Below are 20049 nucleotides of genomic sequence, written 5' to 3'. Positions count from 1 at the left end.
GAGTAATGGTGGGACTGGGAAAAAATGTTATTTATCAGTGGAATGTTGAAATTATATCTCAAGAGTTGGTCTGAAAAATTCTTTTTTTCTGCAAATATACATCCATTTCAACCCCAAAAAGGTGCGATAATGCAAATGGAGACGCAAAATAGTCTGAATATTCATTAAGTTACTTATCTTTGCACTCTGATTGACGAAAAAATTGAACAATAATGGACGTATTGCGTAAGGAGCTGACCGGAATTTATGCAGCACAGTGTCTTGACGATGAGGCGCTTGATTCTGCAGTCGCAGCCCGCTGTAGGGAAGCGTTGCTGACCTGTGCAGGGACTGATGGCGACTGCCGTGTCCTGACAGATGCTTCTGCCGATTTGTGTACGGTCGTCGGGGGACGCTTCGCTTATCTTATCGGTCTGAGCGACAGCGCTGAATCCAATTATTGCCGTGATTTCTCATCGAGTGACGAGGATGAGATCTACAATCGTATTCATCCGGAAGATCTCGTTGACAAACGTATGCTTGAATACGAATTTTTCAAATTTGTCGACCCTCTTCCCGGTGGTGAAAAGCTCCGTTACAAGGCCACATGCAATTTCCGTATCAAGGATAGGAACGGACGCTATATCCGCGTTGACAACAGCACGCAAATCCTGCGCACATCCCCGCGTGGGAAAATATGGCTGATTCTCTGCTGCTACGACCTTTCGTCGGATCAAAGTGATGCCGAGGGTATTTCTCCACGCATCCTGAACAACGCCACCGGTGAGGTAATCCGGGAAATACTTGCTGACTGTCGTGCAAACATCCTGACCGACAGGGAGAAAGAAGTGCTTCGTCTTATCCGTGACGGATATGCCAGCAAGCGCATTGCGGATGAACTCGGCATAAGCATACACACCGTAAACCGTCATCGCCAGAACATACTTGAGAAGTTGAGCGTCGGCAATTCCATAGAGGCGGTGAGAGCGGCGCTCGCGATGAAACTGCTGTGAATCTGCTGATTGCACTGCTGATGGTTATAAATCAGTATTGCGCGTGAGAAAGCGTTTTGGTAATTTCGTCGTAAATTCTTTTTTTTACGATGAAAACTTTTGTATTATTCCTTTCCATTATCATTGCATTTCTCCCGACCGTTTCTGTATGGGGTGAAAACCGCCTGTCAGGCACCGATTTTGACTGGGGAAACGCCACAGTCTATTTTGTTATCACAGACCGTTTCTGCAACGGTGATTCCACTAATGATGTCAACTATGGGCGTATCGTCGACTACGGCTCCGAGCGCCTTAACGCCGCGACCTTCCACGGTGGCGATTTCAAGGGTATGCTCCGGAAGGCCCGTGAAGGATATTTCACGGACATGGGCGTGGATGTTGTGTGGATGACAGATGTCTACGAGCAGATTCATGGCTGGATGTCGGGCAGCGGGTCTATAAATGATTTCCCGTACTATGGTTATCATGGGTATTATCCGCTCGACTACACGCAGATTGACAAGAACTATGGCACTGTTGATGAGTTCCGTGAGCTTGTCGACACTCTCCATGCCCAGGGTATCCGTGTGATGCTCGGTGCCAACCTCAACGACCCGGGCTATCCGGTGCTGCTCGATGCCGTGCAGTATGGGTTTGCCGACACAGGACTCACGGAAGAGGAAGCGGCAAACCACATACGCGAATGGAGTTTCGACAAGTTCTATGAAGGACGTGCCGGTTGGAACGGGTGGTATGACCGTGGTTGGATCCGTATGCCGGATGAGGGTTGGGATGAGTCAAATCCTCTTGAAGCAACCCTTTATGGTATGCCTGACTATAAGGATGAGAGTGACAGTCCGGTTGAGATTCCCGACTTCCTGATGCGGAAATGGCGGAAGGAGGGGAGTGCCAATGATTCCTGGGTCAACCCTTCAGCTCGCTCACTGCGTGTCAACCGCCGGTGGAGTCCGATGCAGTATGTCATCGCTTGGATTGCATCTTGGGTCGAGGAGTTCGGTATCGACGGTTTCCGCTGCGACATTGTCGAGAATGTCCATCTCAACCGTTGGAAAGAACTCAACGAGGCTTGCAACACGGCTCTTGAAAAATGGCGTCGGACTCATCCGGCCGACCCGGCTTCACGATGGACCGAAAAATTCTATATGACAGGTGACTTCGATGGTGCTTCAATTGATTTCAAGCCTGATTATGCTGATGCAGGCTTTGCAAGCATGGTCAACTGCACTTTCCCGAAACGCGGGGATCTTGACGGCATCGTGTATCTTTGGCAGGCATACGCCGACAGTCTTTCCCTTCATCCGCAATGGCCACCTTTCAATTATCTCAACAATTCCTATAACCGCGAAGCCGACATGGACAATATGACTGACTGTGCGACAACCCTCTTGCTCTCACCGGGCACGGCTCAGATTTTCTATGGCGACGAGACCGGACGCGAACTCAGCGATGCGCGTTACAACGTCGACAGCAATCAGGCATTCCGCTCTGACATGAACTGGCTGACCGCCGATAGTGCCCTGCTTGATCACTTCCGTCGTCTGGGAACCATCCGCAAACATCATCCTGCAATCGGTGTCGGCCGTCAGGTGACAATCGATACACATACCTGTGTCCGCACAGCCGGTGACGACACTGTGATTCTAAGGCTTTTGCCTTCCGCCGGCAAACCCATACGGGTCTCACCATATTTTTCGGACGGTGAGGAACTCATGGAACTGTATACGGGTCAGACAGCTATCGTAAAAGATGGCACCGTGACTTTCCCGACTTTTAAAAACAAGATTGCGGTAATCTCCCGCTAATCCCATATCTCAAACACACACAATCTCTGTAAAATGACAATCTCTGTAGCTTGGTTAGCTGCGGGCGGGTAAGAATCAAACAGGTAGTGTAAATAGGACAAAGGTTTATATTATGACCGTTGGCGTTTGCGACGGCGATAATATAAACCTTTGTCACTTTTGAGATTTTGTCTTTGTGTGCCTAAAATGTTTTGATAGATGGATTCTTATATTTTTCCGGTTTATGCACACGCCGGAGCCTGAGGTGTCCGTCTGCGGAATGAGATGAAGGCGAAGATGAGGGCGAAGAAGGCGCAGATGCTGATGAGGAGGAGTGTGGTGGTCAGGATGTTGCCGATACCGACGAGGGGCGAGACGATACCTCCGAAAAGGAAGCCTGACGCACCGAAAATAGCCGAGGCTGTACCGACCATCTGACGTCCCTCATCCATAGCGAGCGTGGTTGCCGATGTGAGTATGAAACCGATACTGACAAGCATGATGAACGTGAGGATCTCGTAGGGCCAGAAAGTGGGGAGAAGCAGATAGACGACTCCCTGCAAGATTGCTGAAAGTGCAATGCCGGAGGCTCCAAAAAGCGCCGCGTTGGGCATTTTGCGGAATTTAAGCGACATGGCCGAACCTACGCCTATACCGAGGGCGTTGACACCGAAAATGATGGCAAACTGAAGTTCCGAGAAACCGAAATGGTTCTGGATGATGAATGAAGCGGAGGAGATATATGAGAATAGAACGCCGCAGGTGAAGGCATACATGAGCGTATAGACCACGAAATATTTCAACTTGAAAATGTCGGGAAATTTGCTCAGAAGGCTCATGACACTGCCGGTGTAGCGCTTTTCCTTTGCGTGGGATTCTTTGAAAATCAGACACATCAGCAGAATCACGGCTCCGATTCCGAAGAGAATCCAGAAAATTCCCTGCCAGCCGACAGCTTCCGAAACCAGACCGCCGATGACGGGGGCGGTGACAGGGGCGATACCGTTGACAGCTCCGATGATGGCAAGCATCTTCGCCAGTTCACGTCCTGAATAGCAGTCGGTTGCAACTGAGCGCGAGAGGACTATGCCGCCCGAACCTCCGAGACCTTGGAGGAAACGGCAGATATTGAAAAATTCTATGGATGGGGAATAGATGCTCACAACAGTGGAAACCGCGAAAAGTATCATTGCCGATACGAGCACGGCCTTGCGTCCGTATTTATCGCTGAGCGGGCCGAAAAATATCTGGCCTACAGCCAGTCCTAACATGCTCGTCGCGAGACCCATCTGGACAAGTGACGGGGTGGTGTGGAAAACGTCGGCCATCGAGGGGAGAGTCGGAAGATACATGTCGGTTACAAAGGGGCCGAAAGCCGACAACATTCCAAGAAAAATTACAAGAAAGAAATAGTACTTTTTGGAAAAATCAGACATAACAAAATTTTTTGCAAAGTTACCAAAAATGCCATATAACCCAACAAATCTTTATGGCCAATATCGGAATAATGATGGTGAAAACCAACCTTAGGCATCGTAGCTGTATCAAACCGACATGAGAGATACAAAAGCACAAAAGAGCATAAGTGACAGAAGATATGTGTCTGTATGATTGAGGGTTATCTCCATACCTTTTATTATAAAATTCTTCTGTTTCTTATGCTCTTTTGTGCTTTTGTATCTCTCATGTCGGTTTGATACAGTTTCTTATGGTCGGTCTACTTTTCAAGGTTGGAAGCAATCCAGCGGAAGAGGTCGTCGAGATTGTAGTCGCCGGAGTGGGGACGGTTCCATGGGAGTGCAAAGTCCACGTTCTTGCCTGAGTTCTGCAGTTTTGTTGCCAGATTGATGGGCACGAGGAACGAGGTGTCGCGGTCCTTGGCTCCATGACGGATATACCAGTTGGGAGCAACATCCGATTTGCCTGACCCGATGTAGTTCATTGGGTTCATTATGGCTACGCGCTCGACCATATCCTTGTCAAGTTTTGCATTGGGATTGTGGAGACGATGGCGTAGACTGAAATCAGTGAAGTTGGCAGCCTCACCCTTGTCGTTGCCGAACACCTTGTTTTCAGGTGAAGGAGTGTCGATGAGTACACCCATCTGGTCGAATGCCGGAGGAGTTTTCAGAGGTGTGACTGATGCGACATAGCCGAGATACTTGTCAAGGTCGAGTCCGGTCACAAAATCAGAGGTCTTGTTGAAGCGGGGAGCATTTCCGGGACCGAATGACGGAGCCTGACGGCCATCACCCATTGGTGGACGCTGATCGCCTGCAGGTCTCATGCCGCCACGTCCTGCACCCGGACCACCACCCATAGGACCGAATTTGTCCTGATAGAAGGTGAATCCGATTGTGTCGGAAATCTCGCAGCCTTCCTGCAGTGCGCGGTGGGCTGATTCGATGAGGAAACTCTTGATATAGTCCTTGTAGTTGTCGGCTGTTAGTGGTGTGCCGTCCTTTTCAGTGAGCCCGAGCGAATTGATGTAGGCCGGACATTCCGCAGCAAGTTCGTCGGAGATGGCAATCTGAGCCTCAGAGAGATGGCGCACACCGGTGTTGGTGCATCCGTAGAGCCATTCATACTCCATGTCGGCATGGTTGAGGTCGGTGATTGGGCAGTAGCAGATGGCGGCATAGACATCGTCGCGCGCGTCAGCCGCACCCATCTTTTTTAAGTACTTGTCGTAGTCCTTGCTGTTGCCTGTCGCACCGAGCAGCGACGACATTGCGCCTCCGGCACTTGTGCCGTCGGTGAAAATCAGTTCCGATTCTCCGGGGATGAGGGCGTCGTTGTAGCGGAGATAACGGACAGCGGCCTTGAGGTCGAGCAGACCGTTGGGGGCGGTGCCGGTATAGATGGTTTTGCCGTCACGCTCGATTGTGGAGTTTGATCCGCGCGAGCCGGGGATACAGACGACGTAGCCCTCCTGCAAGGCACGTCCGGTGGCATCGGACGGAGAGGGTGACTTGGCAGTCGAGGCTGCATAGCCGCCGACGTAGGTGCGCAGAAGTATGGGCACACGGGCTATGTCGGCCATCTTGTCGGGGACATAGATGTTGAGGGTCTGATAGGTCGGATCCTCTACGTTTTTGACATAAAAAATCCCTTCGTATGCCTTGTAGGTCACTTCCTGGCCATCGGGCATGGTGATGGAGCCGTTGGTGAATTTCGACGGGTCGAATCTCAGTGGGTCGGTCTGTGCCATTGCTGTCAGCGCTCCGGCACCGAGCACGAGTCCGGCCACTAATTGTTTGTGGTTCATTTTGTTTGGTTTCTTTACTTGGTTTCTTTTAGATTGTCAATGACTTCTCCCATGTTCTCAGTGAATGAGATGGTGCGGGAGGCAGTTTCGGCAGGACCCTGCGGATAGTCGGCATTGAGGCGTATGAGGGTTGCCCCGGGATTCTGATAGGTGATTCGTTCGAATGGATAGCGGATGATGGCGGGGGTGTTGTAGCCGATGCCGAGTTCGAGAAGGACCACGCGGCTCCTGTCGGCATACTTGTCCATGAAACGTTCGTAGCGGTCGGCGGCTGCGTGCCATGCCTCGTCCTGGACGAAGTATTGGTTTTTACGCACATGAACATCCATATTTCCGCCACATACGGGACACACGGGGACATATTCCTTCGGGACGGTGAGGTTTTCGGAATGGGCGAGAATCTGCTCGACGGTCTCCTTGTCGGAGTAGAGTTTGGGATGACAACCGACGGCGCATTGCATCTGTCCGTAGTCGCCCTGCACCTCGAAAATCTTTTCGGGGTTGAAGCCCGCTTTGCGGAACTGGGCATCGACGTTTGTGGTGATGACAAAATAGTTTTTGTCCTTCACGAGGTCGTAGAGTTCCTTGTAGAGGGGCATGGCTCCGGGACGGAAACGGATGTAGTCGATATGGCGCGCCCAACGAGCCCAGCGCTCTTCCTCGGTCGGAAAGTCATGGAAACTCGATGTATAGAGGTCGGGGAAACCGTATTTCTTTATGTAGTCGGCAAACTCTTTCTTGAAGGCCGGCCCCGAATAGTCGAGTCCGGCGGCAGCCGAGAGTCCGGCACCGGCACCGATGACAATCGCATCGGCTTCAGCAATCCTTTGTCTCGCCAACGCGAGTTTTTCTTCGTAATTATTCATAGTGTAAGAGTTTTTTGTAGAGTGAATAGTCCTCGTCCTTGAACACATTGAAGACCACCGCACTGACCGGACAGTCGGGATGGTCGCCGAGATATTTCCTGACGGTGTCGACTGCAATTTCAGCGGCTTTGGCCTGCGGGAAACGGAATTCGCCGGTCGATATGCAGCAGAATGCAATCGACGAGAGTCCATGCTCGTCGGCAAGCGCGAGGCAGTTGCGGTAGCAGTCGGCTAGCAGACGGCAATCCTCCTCGGTGGGATAAGGACCATAGACTATCGGGCCGACTGTATGGATGACCCATTTGGCCGGGAGATTGTAGCCCGGAGTGATTTTGGCTTTACCTGTCGGCTCGTCGTGACCCTGCTCATGCATGATTCTGTCACATTCATGCCGCAGTTCCATTCCGGCGGCAGAGTGAATGGCGTTGTCAATACATTTGTGGAGCGGGACGAAGCATCCGAGCATCTGAGAATTGGCCGCATTGACAATGGCATCGACCTGAAGGCGGGTAATGTCGCCCTGCCATAGACGCAGACGCGGGTCGAGGGGCGAGGCGGGGATGGAGTCGAGGGTGACAACGCCTTTCTCTTCGCGCTGCAAGGCGAGTTCCTCGTCCTGCAGCTTCATGATGTCGTCGGCGACCGGTGCGGGAGTGCGCACGTTCATCAATGCCCGCAGTAAATCCCGCTTTTCCTTTATCGTGGCGGGGATTTTTATACGGGAATACTCCGGACGCTCACTGAGAAGCGACCGGAGCAGTATATCTAATCTTTCATTTTCAGAAATCATAGTGAATGAGGGTTGGGGGAGTTGTCCGTAGATCAAAGTAGTCGGCGGATTCAGCCGGGAGACGCAGATAGACCAGATCCTTGTATGTCTTGTAGAGGTGGGGCAGGACAGGATTGGTGTCGAAAATCTCACGCTGGACTTCGTCGGGGATATTGAAGTCGATGGTTCCCGATACGCGTGCGAACGATGCTCCCTTGAGGTCGAGGATGGCCACATGGGGATTTTCCTGCAGTTGGGCATAGACCTCTTTCTTAGGGGAGGTGGCAAAATATATGTCGTTGCCGTCAATCTTCATGATTTGGAAGATACGGACATGGGGTCGTCCGTCCACAGAAGTGGCGAAGGCAACTTCCTTGTTTTTATGAAAAATTTCCAATAATTGTGCATCCATAATGATTTACAATCTAAAAGTTTAATATACCGGAGCTATTATACTATATATAGTGGTATTGAAATCGTGAGAAAAGAGTGAGGAGAGAGGGGAGTGCATGAAGAGTATATGGCGTGAGAGGAATTTCACGCTGTCGGTTGATATGGTTTAGTAACCGATGGTGAAACGCTCTTTGTGGTGGGCAGGTTCTGCAAGCTCGTCGACCATTGCCTTTGCATAGTCCTCGACGGAGATGAAGCTGTTGCCGTCTTTGTCGAAAATCATATCGTCCTTGCCGAGACGGTAGACACCTGTACGCTTGCCGGGACCTTTTGCGCCCATGTCGCCGAGATTGCCTGCGGGCGAGAAGAAGATCCAGTCGATGTCCTTTTCGGGCATAAGGGTGTTGAGGTAGAATTCACCAAGCGATTTGACGCCGGGGAGCCATTCTGCGGGAAGAGTGCCTGTGTCGACAAGACGTACTCCGGGTTTCACGAACAGTGTGCCGGCACCACCGACGATGAGCAGACGCTTCACTCCGGCTTTCTTGGCAGCTTCGAGAATCTTGGGGTAGTTGGTAAGGGTCTCCTCATAGATATTGGGATTGGCCCAACCGGGATTGTATGCGCTGATGACATTGTCGAAACCTTTGAGGTCGTTTTCAAGACTTTTTTCATCTGAAACATCGACTTTCTTCACTGTAAGGTTCGGATTGGTGATTTTGATTTTATCGGGATGGTTGACAAGTGCTTCTACCTGATAACCACGATTGAGAAGTTCATTGAGAATGGCCGAGCCTACAAATCCGCTCGCACCGATAAGTGCAACTTTTTTATCCATAATATTATTGTTTTGTATAGTTATATTTGTCTGTCTTTCAACATTACTATACTTTATATACCCCAAATTTAGGTAAAAAGTTTTAACCTTTCCCGTACGGAAGCAGAATTCCATTGCTTTCCTTGAGGTTAGTATTGCTGATTTTCAAAAGGAAGCCGCAACAGGAGAGAGGAGTTTTTAACAATCATTAATTTGTAAAACCACCAAGACAGGCACGGTATATTGCAAACTTTGATATAATTCCTTTATTTATGATTTATGTTTAAATATAATTCCTTACTTTTGTAAAGTAATACTGATGTTCAAACGAATATGGAACGAAATTTCAATAAAAATGAGTTGTATCCGGATTGTCCTATCCGGAATATCCTCAACCGCATCAGCGACAAGTGGACGCTGCTTGTGCTCTACACGCTCAACGGACACGAGTCCATGCGTTTCAAGGATCTATCCGCAGAGCTTCAGGATATATCACAGAAAATGCTGGTGTTGACACTGCGCACCCTTGAAACCGACGGATTCGTCAAGCGAAAGGTCTATGCCGAGGTGCCTCCGAGGGTGGAGTACATGCTCACGGAGCGTTCCCACTCGCTTTTCCCTATAATAAATCAATTGATTCAATGGGCCAAGGAGCACATGGATGAAATCCTGCTCGACAGGACGAAGGCTTTGTCGAAATCCGAATAATCAGACAAGAACCGCCGGTGCATGATTCAATCATGTACCGGCGGCGGATCATAGGTGTGTGTCAGTGCTATAATATAATCAGTGCTATAATATGTAAGTAACTTTTATCGAGATATGAGTAGGATGGTTACAAATCAGTAGGAGATAAGAGAAAGGTTGTCAGTTAAAATTTTATTACTCATTAATTCAGCCATAGGGCTTTGATTATTCTGCGTAGAGGGAATCTGCCAGACCCTTTACTCCATCCTCTCCGGGAAGGTCGGGATAGGTTGCGATGAGGGCGGCGGCAAATTTTTCGGCATCAGGCTGGGATTCGCGCAGTTCCTTTACCTTGTTGAGGTAGGCGATGCGGAATTTCACATCGTCGGCTGTGGCGGGATTGCCGTGACCTCCGACAAAAAGGGTAGCGCCTGTGCCAAGAATCTGTTCGAGTTCGGCGATGCGGTCATTCACGCCTTCGATATTTCCGGCATAGAGATTATTGATGTGGGACTTTTCAGGTGCCCAGTGGGAGTAGACGGCATCTTTGCCGATAAGGATGTTGGCACCGGGGAAGTCATTCGAAGCACCTTTATAGAAAGTGAAGGGGACGCCTCCGAAAGTCACGGTCGTATTGAAAGCGACCTCTTCAGTGGCTCCTGTGGGGAGGGGTTCGATAGCGTCGCCATATTCTTCGGCAAAATGGCTCATCATTCCGCTGTAGGCAGGGCCTTTGACGACGGCGGGCATACCTTCCGGCATCACGAGGGTTGCGTCGCCGGTGTTTCCGAGATGGAAGTCGGCAATTCTTTCAGCGACAGGTTTGCCGAGAGTTGCAAGATATTCGTCAAATGCTTGTGCATTGACCTTGAAGAGGGGCTGTTCGAGTGTGACGAGCGAATCAGGGCCTTCGATGATGTAGCTTGCATCGCCCATCTGATCCTCGGTGAGATAGATGTGGAGCTTGCAGCCGTCAAGTTCGCGCACGTCAAAACGACCGGTTGAAACGGAATCAGTGCTTGCAACTTCAGTTGCTTCTTCAGTGGCAGCCTCCTTTTTCTGTTGCGAACAAGCAACAAGTGCGAGGGCGCCAAGACTCATGATAAATAGTTTCTTCATGTGAGTGATAGTGATGGTAAACTTCGGCAAAGTTAAGGTGCGCAAAATTGAAAATCAATATGTTACCTTTTTCTCAGATACTTACCTTGATGAAACTAATGGTGGAAATCAGGAAATTAGATTTGGTTAATGTTTGTTAACAGCGACTGGTGTGCTTTCTTGGCCGATGCGCGGAACATGGTTGGAGAGACGGAGTTGTGTTTCTTGAAAAATTTGCAGAAAGCCGCCATTTCCGAGAAGTGGAGTTCGGCAGAAATGTCCTGAATGGACATGGTGGTATCTTTCAGAAGGAAACATGCCTGCTGGACCAGCTCGTCGCGGATGACGGCGTAGGGTGTCTTGCCGAGTTTGTCCTTGACGACACGCGAAAGGTGTTTCGCTGATACGCAGAGCCGTCCGGCATAGAAATCGATGTTGTGTTCCTCCTTGTAGTATTTCCAGACGAGTTTCAGGAATCCCATTATAATCATGTCCTGACGGGTGACCACTCCGTCGCTTTCCTCCTCGGCCTGACCTTTGCGGAGCATCAGATTGCCGATTTCAAGCATGAAACTGCGGAAATATGTCTGACAGAGTTCCGATCGGTAGAAATGGTCGGTGTCATTCAGACACTTGCGGAACAGGCTCAATTGGGCCTCTATGACGGCCGCTTCGTTTTCGTTCAGAGTAAGCCTCGGGACAGAGTGGCGGTTTTTGAACGATTCGGAATTGGCGGGTTTCATGTCGTTGAGCGCTTCGTTTGTGAATTCGTAGTTCGGGAGGATGCACCATCCGGCTATATCGTCACTCATGGCCATGAAAGTAATTGGTTCCCAGACAAGGAGATCCATGAAATGTCCGGCGTGGATGCGGATGGTCTCGTTGCCTACGGAGAGGGTTGCGGTCCCGCGGGTCAGAAGCAGGAATATCCTGCACTCATGCACGGCCAGCCCTTCCAACCGTCTGAAAAGGTCGGGTCCGATGAGCAAGATCCTCTCGACAATGGAGTTTTGTGGCGGAAATATGGAAATCAATTCTGCTTGGGTCATTTTTTGGAGGGATTCAAGAGCTTTTTAAACAATATTTTATCTTTCGTTAAAGAAATTTTTGGATTTGCAAATATAATGCTAATGCGTAGATTGGAAAATAAATTTGGTCGAAATATTCACATAATTTCACATTAATGCGCACAATGGACAATATTAGGTCCCTATAGTATAAGCCAATCGGGGTTGATGGGCAGTAAATTTGCGCAAAATTTATTATCACATTCTATGTCATACAGGAAAAATCTCATTGCAATGGCAGTCACCGGCCTTGCTCTCTCGTCCTGTGGAGGGGGAAACGGTGAACAACGAACAGAGGCTCCCCAGGAGTATCCTCTGCTTGCTGTAAAACCGGAAGACAGGAGCCTTTCGGTCAAGTATTCAGCAGTTCTCGAAGGCAGGCAGGACGTTGAAGTCCGCCCTGAAGTGTCCGGTCTGATTACTAAAGTATGTATCGAAGAGGGAGCGAAGGTCCGGAAAGGACAAGTGCTCTTCATAATCGACCAGGTTCCCTACAGGGCAGCCTTGCAGAAGGCTCAGGCTGCTGTTGCGACTGCAGAGGCGAATCTTGCCAATGCCAAACTGTCGCTTGAGGGCAGGGAGGAACTGTTCAAGGAGAAGGTGATTTCCGATTTCGAGCTACGCACATCGCAGAATGCCTACAAGAGTGCGGAAGCCGCGCTGATGCAGGCCAAGGCTGAGTTGCGCGATGCTGAGAACAATCTTTCCTACACGGAGGTGAAGAGTCCGGTTGACGGCGTTGCCGGCATGACTTCTTTCCGTATCGGTGCGCTCGTCGGGCCCACCATGAGCGAACCCCTCATCAATGTTTCGGACAATTCGCAGATGTATGCCTACTTCTCGCTCGCCGAAAAACAGGCGCTTGAGATGACATCGAAATACGGTTCGCTCGACGAAGCCATCAAGTCGTTCCCTCCGATCTCGCTCGAACTGAAGGATGGAGCCATCTATGGCGAGAAGGGACAGATTGACGTGATAAGCAGTATGGTGGACAAGACGACCGGAACAGTCTCGCTGCGCGCCAATTTCCCCAATGGGGGTGGGCAGTTGCTCAGCGGAGGGTCGGCCAATGTCATCCTTTCCTACGACCGTCCGGCCTCGCTTGTGATTCCCCAGGGAGCCACCTACGAAATCCAGAACAGAATCTTCACCTACAAGGTTGTCAACGGAACCACCGTCTCCACCCCCATCGAGGTGTTCAAGATTAATGACGGCAAGGAATATATCGTGACTTCCGGTATCGTCGAGGGTGATACCGTCGTGGCCGAGGGTGCCGGACTTCTCAAAGCCGGAACCAAGGTGACAGCAATGAAAGAGCAACCCAAGCAGCAGGAGCAACCCAAGCAAGATAAGCAGGAGGAAGAGAAATGAATATAAAACGATTCATAGACAGGCCGATTCTCTCGATAGTCATCTCCGTGGTGATTGTCGTCGCAGGTCTCATCGGCCTCTTCGCCCTCGCCGTCGAACAGTATCCCGATATTGCGCCGCCTACTGTCCGGGTCTCGGCGACCTATAGCGGTGCGAATGCCGAGACTGTGCAGAAGAGCGTCATCGTGCCTCTTGAAGAGGCCATCAACGGTGTGGAGAACATGACCTACATGACTTCCACCGCAAGTAATACGGGTAGCGGTGAGATTACCATCTACTTCAAGCAGGGAAGTAACGGCGACATGGCTGCGGTCAACGTCCAGAACAGCGTCTCGACCGCCACGGCTCTTCTTCCCGCCGAGGTGACAAAGGTCGGTGTGACGACGCGCAAGCGCCAGAACAGTACGCTCATGGTGTTCGGCCTTTTCAGCCCCAACGGCACATACGATGAGACATTCCTCACCAACTACATGAACATCAACATCAAGCCGGGCATCCAACGTATCTCGGGTGTCGGTGAGGTGAATGTGATGGGTGGCGCATACGCGATGCGTATATGGCTCAAACCGGATGTCATGGCGCAATATGAGCTTGTCCCCGATGATGTGACAGCCGCCCTTTCGAGCCAGAACATCGAGGCCTCGACAGGTGCTATCGGCGAGGATTCGGAAAATGTGTTCCAATACACGCTCAAATACCGTGGCCGTCTCGAAGAGGAGAGCGAATTTGAGGAAATTATCATCAAGGCTTTTGACGATGGCCGTGTGTTGAAGCTCAAGGATATCGCTGATGTCGAGCTTGGCGCACAGAGCTATTCCTACAAGGGATTTGTGAACGGTCTGCCGGGTGCGACCTGTATGATTAACCAGATTTCAGGCTCCAACGCCAACGAAATCATCATCAATATCGAGAAGTATCTCGCGCAGGTTGAGAAGACGCTGCCCGACGATGTTCAGCTCGTGCAGCTCATGAGTACCAAGACCTTCCTTGACGCTTCAATCGACAAGGTTGTCGAGACGCTTCTCGAAGCCATCGTGCTTGTGGTGCTCGTGGTCTATTTCTTCCTTCAGAATCCGCGTTCGACACTGATTCCGACAATCAGTATCTTCGTGTCGCTCATCGGTACGTTTGCCGTGCTCTATATAGCCGGTTTCAGTATTAACCTCCTCACGCTCTTCGCGCTTGTGCTCGCAATCGGTACGATTGTGGATGACGCCATCATCGTCGTGGAGGCGGTCCAGACAAAGTTTGACGAAGGTTACCGCTCGACCTACAAGGCTGCGGTTGATGCGATGAGCGGTGTGTCCTCGGCACTCGTCACCTCGACACTTGTCTTCATGGCGGTGTTTGTCCCAGTGTCGTTCATGGGTGGCACTTCGGGTGTGTTCTACACCCAGTTCGGTATCACAATGGCAGTAGCCGTGGGTATCTCGGCTGTCAACGCCCTCACGCTCTCGCCTGCACTGTGTGCGCTCCTTCTCCGACCAAACCAGATAATCAAGGAGGGCGACAAGCTTGAATTCTCGACCCGCTTCCGCATGGCTTTCGATGCCACGTTCAAGAGAATAGTGCGCAAATATGTCGGTGGTGTGTTCTTCATCATCAAACACAAGTGGCTCGGATGGTCCGCGCTTGCAGCGGCTTGCGCCCTGCTCGTATGGCTCATGGGAACGACGAAGACCGGCCTTGTGCCAAACGAGGATACAGGTACCATCTTCATGAGCTTTGACTCTCCGGCAGGAAGCACACTTGCCGAATCAGAATCCATCATGCAGGAAATCCAGGCGGAACTCAAGGAGATGCCGCAGGTCGACAACTTCAATATGGTGGCCGGCTTCGGTATGGCCTCGGGCAACGGAGCCTCACACGGTATGTTCATCATCAAACTCAAACCGTGGGAGGAACGAACCGGCAAGAATGACAATGTCGATGCTATCCGAAGCGAGATATACCGCCGCACGGCCCACATCAAGAACGCGCGTCTGTTTATCTTCGCTCCCCCTATGATTCAGGGCTACGGTTCGGGTAACAGCTTCGATGTCTATATCCAGGACCGTGCAGGCAAGGGATATGACGAACTGAGCAAGGTGATCACCGATTTCCTTGAAGCGCTCAACAAACGCCGGGAAGTGGAAATGGCCCAGACCTCGTTCAGCGCCAATTTCCCTCAATACACGATTGATGTCGACGAGGCCCAGTGTCAGCGCGCCGGTACGACCACCAGCGAGGTGCTCAACGTGCTCTCGGGTTACTTCGGCAGTATCTACGCCTCGAACTTCAACCGCTTCACAAAGATTTACCGTGTAATCGTGCAGGCACCCTACAACTACCGTGACGGCATGGAGGCTCTCAATAATATATATGTGAAGACGAAGAACGGCATGGCTCCTATCAGCCAGTTCGTGAAACTGACGAAGACCTATGGCGCGGAGTCGCTGATGCGCTTCAATATGTTTGCCGCCATCAATGTCCAGGGTATGCCTGCCCAGGGCTACAGTTCGGGCGATGTCATCAATGCCATCAATGAGGTTGCCGCCGAGACTCTGCCGACAGGCTTCGGCTTCGAGTTCTCCGGCATGACCCGTGAGGAGGAACAGACAGGCAACAGCCACACCACCGTCATCATCTACGGTATCTGCGTCCTGTTCATCTATCTCATCCTCTGCGCGCTCTACGAGAGCCTTTTCATTCCGCTTGCGGTCATCCTTTCTGTTCCCTTCGGTCTGATGGGCAGCTTCCTGTTCGCGAAACTGTGGGGCATCGAGAATAATATCTATCTGCAGACCGGTCTCATCATGCTTATCGGACTTCTGGCCAAGACCGCCATCCTTCTGACGGAATACGGAACCGAGCGCCGAAAGGCAGGCATGTCGCTCACACAGGCAGCAATGTCGGCGGCTTCGGTGCGTCTGCGCCCGATTCTCATGACTGCCCTCACCATGATTTTCGGTCTCCTCCCGCTGATGTTCGCGACCGGTGTGGGGGCCAACGGCAACACCTCGCTCGGTGTCGGTGTGGTCGGAGGTATGATCATCGGAACAATCGGCCTTCTGTTTGTGACTCCGGCCTTCTTCATAACCTTCCAGTATATTGAAGAGAAGGTGATGTGGCGTCGGCGCAAAGAACGTGAAAATGAAAAAGAACCCACAAAATGAAATTCCTACCAATCATAGCAATACTTTCCCTGGGACTGACAGGCTGTAATCTCTACAAGAATTACAGCCGTCCCGAGGGACTGCCTGTGGAGGGTCTCTACGACGAATCCACAATGGCGCACGCCGACACGCTCGCATCGCTCGGCACAATGCCGTGGGAAAGCCTCTTTACCGACGGGCATCTGCAATCGCTCATCCGTGAGGGGCTCGGCAGCAATACCGATATGCAGATAGCACTGCTGCGCATTGACGAGGCAAAGGCAGGACTTACGGCTGCCAAATTGGCCTATCTTCCATCGTTGACCTTCTCGCCGAACGGGGCAATCACGAAAGCTGAGGGTTCAAAAGTCAGCAAGACGTATGAAATCCCCGTGGCGATGAGCTGGGAGGTGGATATTTTCGGGAAATTACGCAACGCAAAGCAGGAAGCGCAGGCACTCCTGCTCCAGCAGGGTGCCTATGCGCGTGCGGTGCAGTCCGAACTCATTGCCTCGATTGCCAACAGCTATTTCTCGCTCCTGATGCTCGACGACCAGATTGAAATCAGCAATCAGACCATCGAGATATGGAAGGAGCAGGTGCGCACGATGGAACTGCAACTCAAGGTCGGCGACGTGAGGGAGAATGCCGTCAGTCAGGCCAAGGCAAATCTCAATCAGCTCCTCGCCACCCACAACACTCTCCTGCGTCAGCAGCGGGAGACAGAGAATTCGATCTGCACCCTTCTCGGGACAACCTACAGGAGCATCGAGCGCGGTAAGCTCGACAGTCAGGCGATGCCGTCGGAAATAAGCGTCGGTGTGCCGTTGCAACTGCTGTCGGCCCGTCCGGACGTTGTGCAGGCAGAGATGGCTCTCGCCGCAGCATATTATTCGACCAATCAATCGCGCGCGGCTTTCTATCCGTCGTTGACCATCGGCGGTTCAGCCGGATGGACCAATGCGCTCGGGCAGGGTGTGACCAATCCCGGCGGCTGGATTCTCTCGGCGCTCGGTTCTCTGACACAACCGATATTCCAGCGTGGTAAACTCATCTCGAATCTGAGAATATCCAAGGATGAGGAGCAGATTGCAATGCTCAACTATAAGCAGACTCTTCTCAATGCCGGACAGGAGGTGAACGATGCCCTCTATGCCATCGAATCCTACGGCAATAACCTTGAATATCACAGTGTGCAGTGTGAGGCTCTGGAAAAAGCGGTGAAGTCCAACGAACTTCTTTTCCGCACGAACAATGCCACTTATCTCGAATTGCTTTCGTCACGTCAGGATCTTCTGAACTCACGACTGAATCTTGTGGTCGACAAATTGAATCAGCTGCAGTCGGTCGTGACGCTCTACAAGGCTCTCGGCGGTGGCGCAGAGTGAACTTGAATCTCAAAAAGTACAAAATCCCGGAGGGGCAAAAGAATCAGAAGTCAGGATTGGATTCCGATAACTTCTGATTCTTTTGCCCCTCCGGGGTTTTGTTCAATTCAAGAGTGCATTTTGGAAACGCCTGAGCATTTATCGGCGGGGCCGGTTGCCGCCTCTGCCACCTTGACGGTCGGGCATGGGCTTGGCGTCCTCGGTGAGCTTAAGCTCTGAGCCGTTGGAAAGTTCAACTTCATAGCCACCACGTTTGCGTGAGATTTCAACGATGGTCTGGCCATTGAAGTTAGTGCTGACATATTTTGCGATTGCCGAAGGTACGATAGCTGTGGGGACGGCTGTTCCGCGAGCGGCCTTGACTTCCTTCCAGTTGCCTTCCGACATGAATTCAACTTCAGCGCCGCTGACGAAATCGACATCGTATTCAACGCCGCGACGGCCATTGTCCTTCTCGACTTTCTTGATTTGGTCTTTGCCGAAATACTTTGTGATGAAGGTCTGTGCGGCCTTGGGAAGTTCAGACTGGTTGATAGGGGTGCCGGCAAAAGCGGCAGACGACATGGAGGCTGCGAGGCCTACAAGCATCAGTGAGAAAAATTTTTTCATTGTAAAAACGGGTGTTTTATCTGGTTAAAAATGTGTTGTAGAAATTATTGAATGTCTGGAGATATTTACGCCCGACGGGGATGTGGCGCGGAAATTTCTGAAGATAGACAGTGCGGTTGGAGAATTTCTCGATTGAGGCGACCGAGATGATGAAGGAGCGGTGGATGCGGATGAACTTATCCGGCGGCAACATGGTCTCCATCTCTTTCATGGTTATCTGCGAAAGGACCATCGGGAGATCCTTACGGAAGATTTTCACATAGTTGTCCATCGCCTCGATGACAATGATGTCCTTGAGATTGACGATGACATTCTTATGTTCGACCTTCAGGGTGATTGTGCCCGACATCTCATCAGCTTCAGCCGAGAGTTTCATATACTTCTTCGCCTTTTCCATCGCTCTCTCGAAGCGCGGATAGAAAATCGGCTTATGGAGAAAATCGACGGCATCGACATTGAAGCCGTCTATGGCATAGTGGGAGAAGGCTGTCGTGAAAATCAGGCAGGTTCCTGCCGGGAGTTCCTTGGCGAGGGTGAGGCCGTTGTGGGAATTCATCTCGATGTCAAGAAAGACGATGTCGGGGCGGGTTGAACGGATGCAATCCATTCCTGCGATTGGCGATGTGAAGCATTGGAGGTCAATGTCGCCGTATCGCTTGCAATATTCCTGAATGATGCTGAGGGCTATCGGTTCGTCGTCGATAGCGACACATTTGATCATATACGGTTGAGATTAATGATTAGTTTGACGTTGTAGTTATGGCCGTCGTTGTCGATTTCTATCCGGTGTTGGCCGGGATAGAGGAGCTGCAGACGCCGACGGCAGTTCTCGATGCCCATGTGTTCGCCGATGCGCTTCATGGGGAAGATGCGGTTGGAGGTGGAGAAGAGGAGCTGGCCATCTTTCTCGGTGAGGGAAATCACGATGTCGCTTTTCTCGACAGGTGAGACTCCGTGTTTGAAGCAGTTCTCGACAAAGGTGACGAGCAGCATCGGAGGGACTTCAATCGCATCGTGCTCGATGTCTATATCGAGTGTGACGGTGGTCATCTCGTTAAGTCGGAGGGATTGGAGACCCACATACTGGCGGATATAGTCGGTTTCGTCGGAGAGCGGGACGAGATCGTGGCCGGAAGTGGTGTGGATATAGCGCATCATGGAGATGAATTTCTCCAGTGATTCGAGAGCTTTCCCGTTTTGCGTGAGGAAGAGGCCGTAGAGCGAATTGAGGGTGTTGAACATGAAGTGAGGCTTTATCTGGGCTTTGTAAAGCTCGATTTCAGCCTTGTCGCGGTCAGCTTCCACTTCGCGGAGATAGGATTTTCGTAAGTTTACCTCGGTGAGCAGTCCGACAGCGAAACTGAAGGCCTCGACAATCATGAACAGTGACCAGATGGCCTGCTGGTATTGCTGGATGTGAGGGAGGATGCGGGTGATTCCGAAATCGTGGATGTTTGGCTTGGGATTATACAGCATCACATCCGACAGAAGGTAGGTCGCTACCAGCGAAGTCACTATCAGCAGGATGCCGAAGATGCGTTTGCGCTCACCGCGGAACAAGAAGGGTACCGTCACGGTACGATTGATGAAGTAGACAGCATATAGCCATACGGTGACAGTAATCATGTAGGCCTGGAAGTTGTGAAACCACCGCTCGATGGGAAAAATCATTGCCATTACCGGCAATACGATAATGCAAAAAACGAGATCTATGTAGAGGGACACATTCTTCATCTGCTGTGTTGGCTGGAATTCCGATGCAAAGTTAAATATTTTGTAGTTAAAGATGTAGCTTCGGTTTGACCGTTG

17 protein-coding genes are annotated in these 20049 nt (G+C 51.1%); 6 read left to right on the top strand and 11 right to left on the bottom strand.

Going from position 1 to position 20049, the window contains the following annotated elements:
• Positions 1 to 212 precede the first annotated feature (212 nt).
• Together QZ310_RS02480 and QZ310_RS02475 are read left to right on the top strand one after the other, a co-directional pair.
• The gene (locus QZ310_RS02480) at positions 213 to 992 is read left to right on the top strand and encodes a LuxR C-terminal-related transcriptional regulator (protein WP_297070024.1); all 780 of its coding nucleotides are present in this window, start codon (positions 213 to 215) and stop codon (positions 990 to 992) included.
• Positions 993 to 1081: 89 nt separating this feature from the next.
• Positions 1082 to 2794: an alpha-amylase family glycosyl hydrolase gene (locus tag QZ310_RS02475; protein ID WP_297070022.1), complete on the top strand. Its 1713-nt coding sequence runs from the start codon at positions 1082 to 1084 to the stop codon at positions 2792 to 2794.
• A gap of 221 nt (positions 2795 to 3015) precedes the next feature.
• Here the strand turns inward: QZ310_RS02475 and QZ310_RS02470 are convergent, their stop codons facing one another.
• From QZ310_RS02470 to QZ310_RS02445, 6 genes are all read right to left on the bottom strand, one after another.
• Positions 3016 to 4209, bottom strand: a complete 1194-nt coding sequence (locus QZ310_RS02470; RefSeq protein WP_300878124.1) for a multidrug effflux MFS transporter — start codon at positions 4207 to 4209, stop codon at positions 3016 to 3018.
• A 281-nt stretch (positions 4210 to 4490) separates the two neighbouring features.
• Positions 4491 to 6041: an alpha/beta hydrolase gene (locus tag QZ310_RS02465; RefSeq protein WP_297070020.1), complete on the bottom strand. Its 1551-nt coding sequence runs from the start codon at positions 6039 to 6041 to the stop codon at positions 4491 to 4493.
• A 14-nt stretch (positions 6042 to 6055) separates the two neighbouring features.
• Entirely contained in the window at positions 6056 to 6907 is an 852-nt protein-coding gene (locus QZ310_RS02460) for a Sir2 family NAD-dependent protein deacetylase (protein WP_297070018.1), read from the bottom strand.
• Positions 6900 to 7697 (bottom strand): protein-ADP-ribose hydrolase, encoded by a 798-nt coding sequence (locus QZ310_RS02455; RefSeq protein ID WP_297070016.1) that lies wholly within the window; start codon positions 7695 to 7697, stop codon positions 6900 to 6902. The genes QZ310_RS02460 and QZ310_RS02455 overlap by 8 nt, the downstream gene beginning before the upstream one ends.
• A complete protein-coding gene (locus QZ310_RS02450; protein ID WP_297070014.1) occupies positions 7687 to 8088 on the bottom strand; it encodes a pyridoxamine 5'-phosphate oxidase family protein in 402 nt (133 codons plus the stop codon). The genes QZ310_RS02455 and QZ310_RS02450 overlap by 11 nt, the downstream gene beginning before the upstream one ends.
• A 147-nt stretch (positions 8089 to 8235) precedes the next feature.
• The gene (locus QZ310_RS02445) at positions 8236 to 8907 is read right to left on the bottom strand and encodes an NAD(P)-dependent oxidoreductase (RefSeq protein WP_297070012.1); all 672 of its coding nucleotides are present in this window, start codon (positions 8905 to 8907) and stop codon (positions 8236 to 8238) included.
• A 312-nt stretch (positions 8908 to 9219) separates the two neighbouring features.
• On the opposite strand from QZ310_RS02445, the gene QZ310_RS02440 reads away from it, so the two are divergent.
• A complete protein-coding gene (locus tag QZ310_RS02440) occupies positions 9220 to 9594 on the top strand; it encodes a helix-turn-helix domain-containing protein (protein ID WP_297070010.1) in 375 nt (124 codons plus the stop codon).
• A 204-nt stretch (positions 9595 to 9798) separates the two neighbouring features.
• Here the strand turns inward: QZ310_RS02440 and QZ310_RS02435 are convergent, their stop codons facing one another.
• Together QZ310_RS02435 and QZ310_RS02430 are read right to left on the bottom strand one after the other, a co-directional pair.
• Complete coding sequence (locus QZ310_RS02435; RefSeq protein ID WP_297070008.1) at positions 9799 to 10692, bottom strand: hypothetical protein; 894 nt, start codon at positions 10690 to 10692, stop codon at positions 9799 to 9801.
• A 116-nt stretch (positions 10693 to 10808) separates the two neighbouring features.
• Positions 10809 to 11720: an AraC family transcriptional regulator gene (locus QZ310_RS02430; protein WP_297070005.1), complete on the bottom strand. Its 912-nt coding sequence runs from the start codon at positions 11718 to 11720 to the stop codon at positions 10809 to 10811.
• A gap of 225 nt (positions 11721 to 11945) precedes the next feature.
• Between QZ310_RS02430 and QZ310_RS02425 the strand changes: the two genes are divergently transcribed.
• From QZ310_RS02425 to QZ310_RS02415, 3 genes are read left to right on the top strand one after another with little or no spacing between them, the layout of a single operon-like run.
• Positions 11946 to 13109: an efflux RND transporter periplasmic adaptor subunit gene (locus QZ310_RS02425; RefSeq protein ID WP_297070003.1), complete on the top strand. Its 1164-nt coding sequence runs from the start codon at positions 11946 to 11948 to the stop codon at positions 13107 to 13109.
• Positions 13106 to 16264, top strand: coding sequence for an efflux RND transporter permease subunit (locus QZ310_RS02420; protein ID WP_297070001.1), 3159 nt, complete (start codon positions 13106 to 13108; stop codon positions 16262 to 16264). Before QZ310_RS02425 ends, QZ310_RS02420 begins: the two co-directional genes overlap by 4 nt.
• Positions 16261 to 17631: an efflux transporter outer membrane subunit gene (locus QZ310_RS02415; RefSeq protein WP_297069999.1), complete on the top strand. Its 1371-nt coding sequence runs from the start codon at positions 16261 to 16263 to the stop codon at positions 17629 to 17631. The genes QZ310_RS02420 and QZ310_RS02415 overlap by 4 nt, the downstream gene beginning before the upstream one ends.
• A 138-nt stretch (positions 17632 to 17769) precedes the next feature.
• On the opposite strand, the gene QZ310_RS02410 is transcribed toward QZ310_RS02415, so the two are convergent.
• Genes QZ310_RS02410 through QZ310_RS02400 form a run of 3 tightly spaced genes read right to left on the bottom strand, consistent with a single transcriptional unit; the run spans position 17770 to position 19917 of the window.
• Entirely contained in the window at positions 17770 to 18240 is a 471-nt protein-coding gene (locus QZ310_RS02410) for a PepSY-like domain-containing protein (protein ID WP_297069997.1), read from the bottom strand.
• A gap of 16 nt (positions 18241 to 18256) precedes the next feature.
• A complete protein-coding gene (locus QZ310_RS02405) occupies positions 18257 to 18961 on the bottom strand; it encodes a LytTR family DNA-binding domain-containing protein (RefSeq protein ID WP_297069996.1) in 705 nt (234 codons plus the stop codon).
• The gene (locus tag QZ310_RS02400) at positions 18958 to 19917 is read right to left on the bottom strand and encodes a histidine kinase (RefSeq protein ID WP_297069994.1); all 960 of its coding nucleotides are present in this window, start codon (positions 19915 to 19917) and stop codon (positions 18958 to 18960) included. Before QZ310_RS02400 ends, QZ310_RS02405 begins: the two co-directional genes overlap by 4 nt.
• Positions 19918 to 20049 lie beyond the last annotated feature (132 nt).

The sequence above is a fragment of the uncultured Duncaniella sp. genome, assembly GCF_910577345.1.
Lineage (GTDB): Bacteria > Bacteroidota > Bacteroidia > Bacteroidales > Muribaculaceae > Duncaniella.
The sequence above is the reverse complement of the archived record's forward strand: the minus strand, read 5'-3'. Positions and strand labels throughout refer to the sequence as shown.

What these genes read in the sequence shown, in the direction of transcription:
- QZ310_RS02460 (WP_297070018.1), bottom strand. Translation starts at nt 6,907, where the DNA reads ATGAATAATTACGAAGAAAAACTCGCGTTGGCGAGACAAAGGATTGCT.
- QZ310_RS02405 (WP_297069996.1), bottom strand. Translation starts at nt 18,961, where the DNA reads ATGATCAAATGTGTCGCTATCGACGACGAACCGATAGCCCTCAGCATC.
- QZ310_RS02430 (WP_297070005.1), bottom strand. Translation starts at nt 11,720, where the DNA reads ATGACCCAAGCAGAATTGATTTCCATATTTCCGCCACAAAACTCCATT.
- QZ310_RS02450 (WP_297070014.1), bottom strand. Translation starts at nt 8,088, where the DNA reads ATGGATGCACAATTATTGGAAATTTTTCATAAAAACAAGGAAGTTGCC.
- QZ310_RS02455 (WP_297070016.1), bottom strand. Translation starts at nt 7,697, where the DNA reads ATGATTTCTGAAAATGAAAGATTAGATATACTGCTCCGGTCGCTTCTC.
- QZ310_RS02410 (WP_297069997.1), bottom strand. Translation starts at nt 18,240, where the DNA reads ATGAAAAAATTTTTCTCACTGATGCTTGTAGGCCTCGCAGCCTCCATG.
- QZ310_RS02465 (WP_297070020.1), bottom strand. Translation starts at nt 6,041, where the DNA reads ATGAACCACAAACAATTAGTGGCCGGACTCGTGCTCGGTGCCGGAGCG.
- QZ310_RS02480 (WP_297070024.1), top strand. Translation starts at nt 213, where the DNA reads ATGGACGTATTGCGTAAGGAGCTGACCGGAATTTATGCAGCACAGTGT.
- QZ310_RS02445 (WP_297070012.1), bottom strand. Translation starts at nt 8,907, where the DNA reads ATGGATAAAAAAGTTGCACTTATCGGTGCGAGCGGATTTGTAGGCTCG.
- QZ310_RS02470 (WP_300878124.1), bottom strand. Translation starts at nt 4,209, where the DNA reads ATGTCTGATTTTTCCAAAAAGTACTATTTCTTTCTTGTAATTTTTCTT.
- QZ310_RS02415 (WP_297069999.1), top strand. Translation starts at nt 16,261, where the DNA reads ATGAAATTCCTACCAATCATAGCAATACTTTCCCTGGGACTGACAGGC.
- QZ310_RS02435 (WP_297070008.1), bottom strand. Translation starts at nt 10,692, where the DNA reads ATGAAGAAACTATTTATCATGAGTCTTGGCGCCCTCGCACTTGTTGCT.
- QZ310_RS02475 (WP_297070022.1), top strand. Translation starts at nt 1,082, where the DNA reads ATGAAAACTTTTGTATTATTCCTTTCCATTATCATTGCATTTCTCCCG.
- QZ310_RS02440 (WP_297070010.1), top strand. Translation starts at nt 9,220, where the DNA reads ATGGAACGAAATTTCAATAAAAATGAGTTGTATCCGGATTGTCCTATC.
- QZ310_RS02400 (WP_297069994.1), bottom strand. Translation starts at nt 19,917, where the DNA reads ATGGCAATGATTTTTCCCATCGAGCGGTGGTTTCACAACTTCCAGGCC.
- QZ310_RS02425 (WP_297070003.1), top strand. Translation starts at nt 11,946, where the DNA reads ATGTCATACAGGAAAAATCTCATTGCAATGGCAGTCACCGGCCTTGCT.
- QZ310_RS02420 (WP_297070001.1), top strand. Translation starts at nt 13,106, where the DNA reads ATGAATATAAAACGATTCATAGACAGGCCGATTCTCTCGATAGTCATC.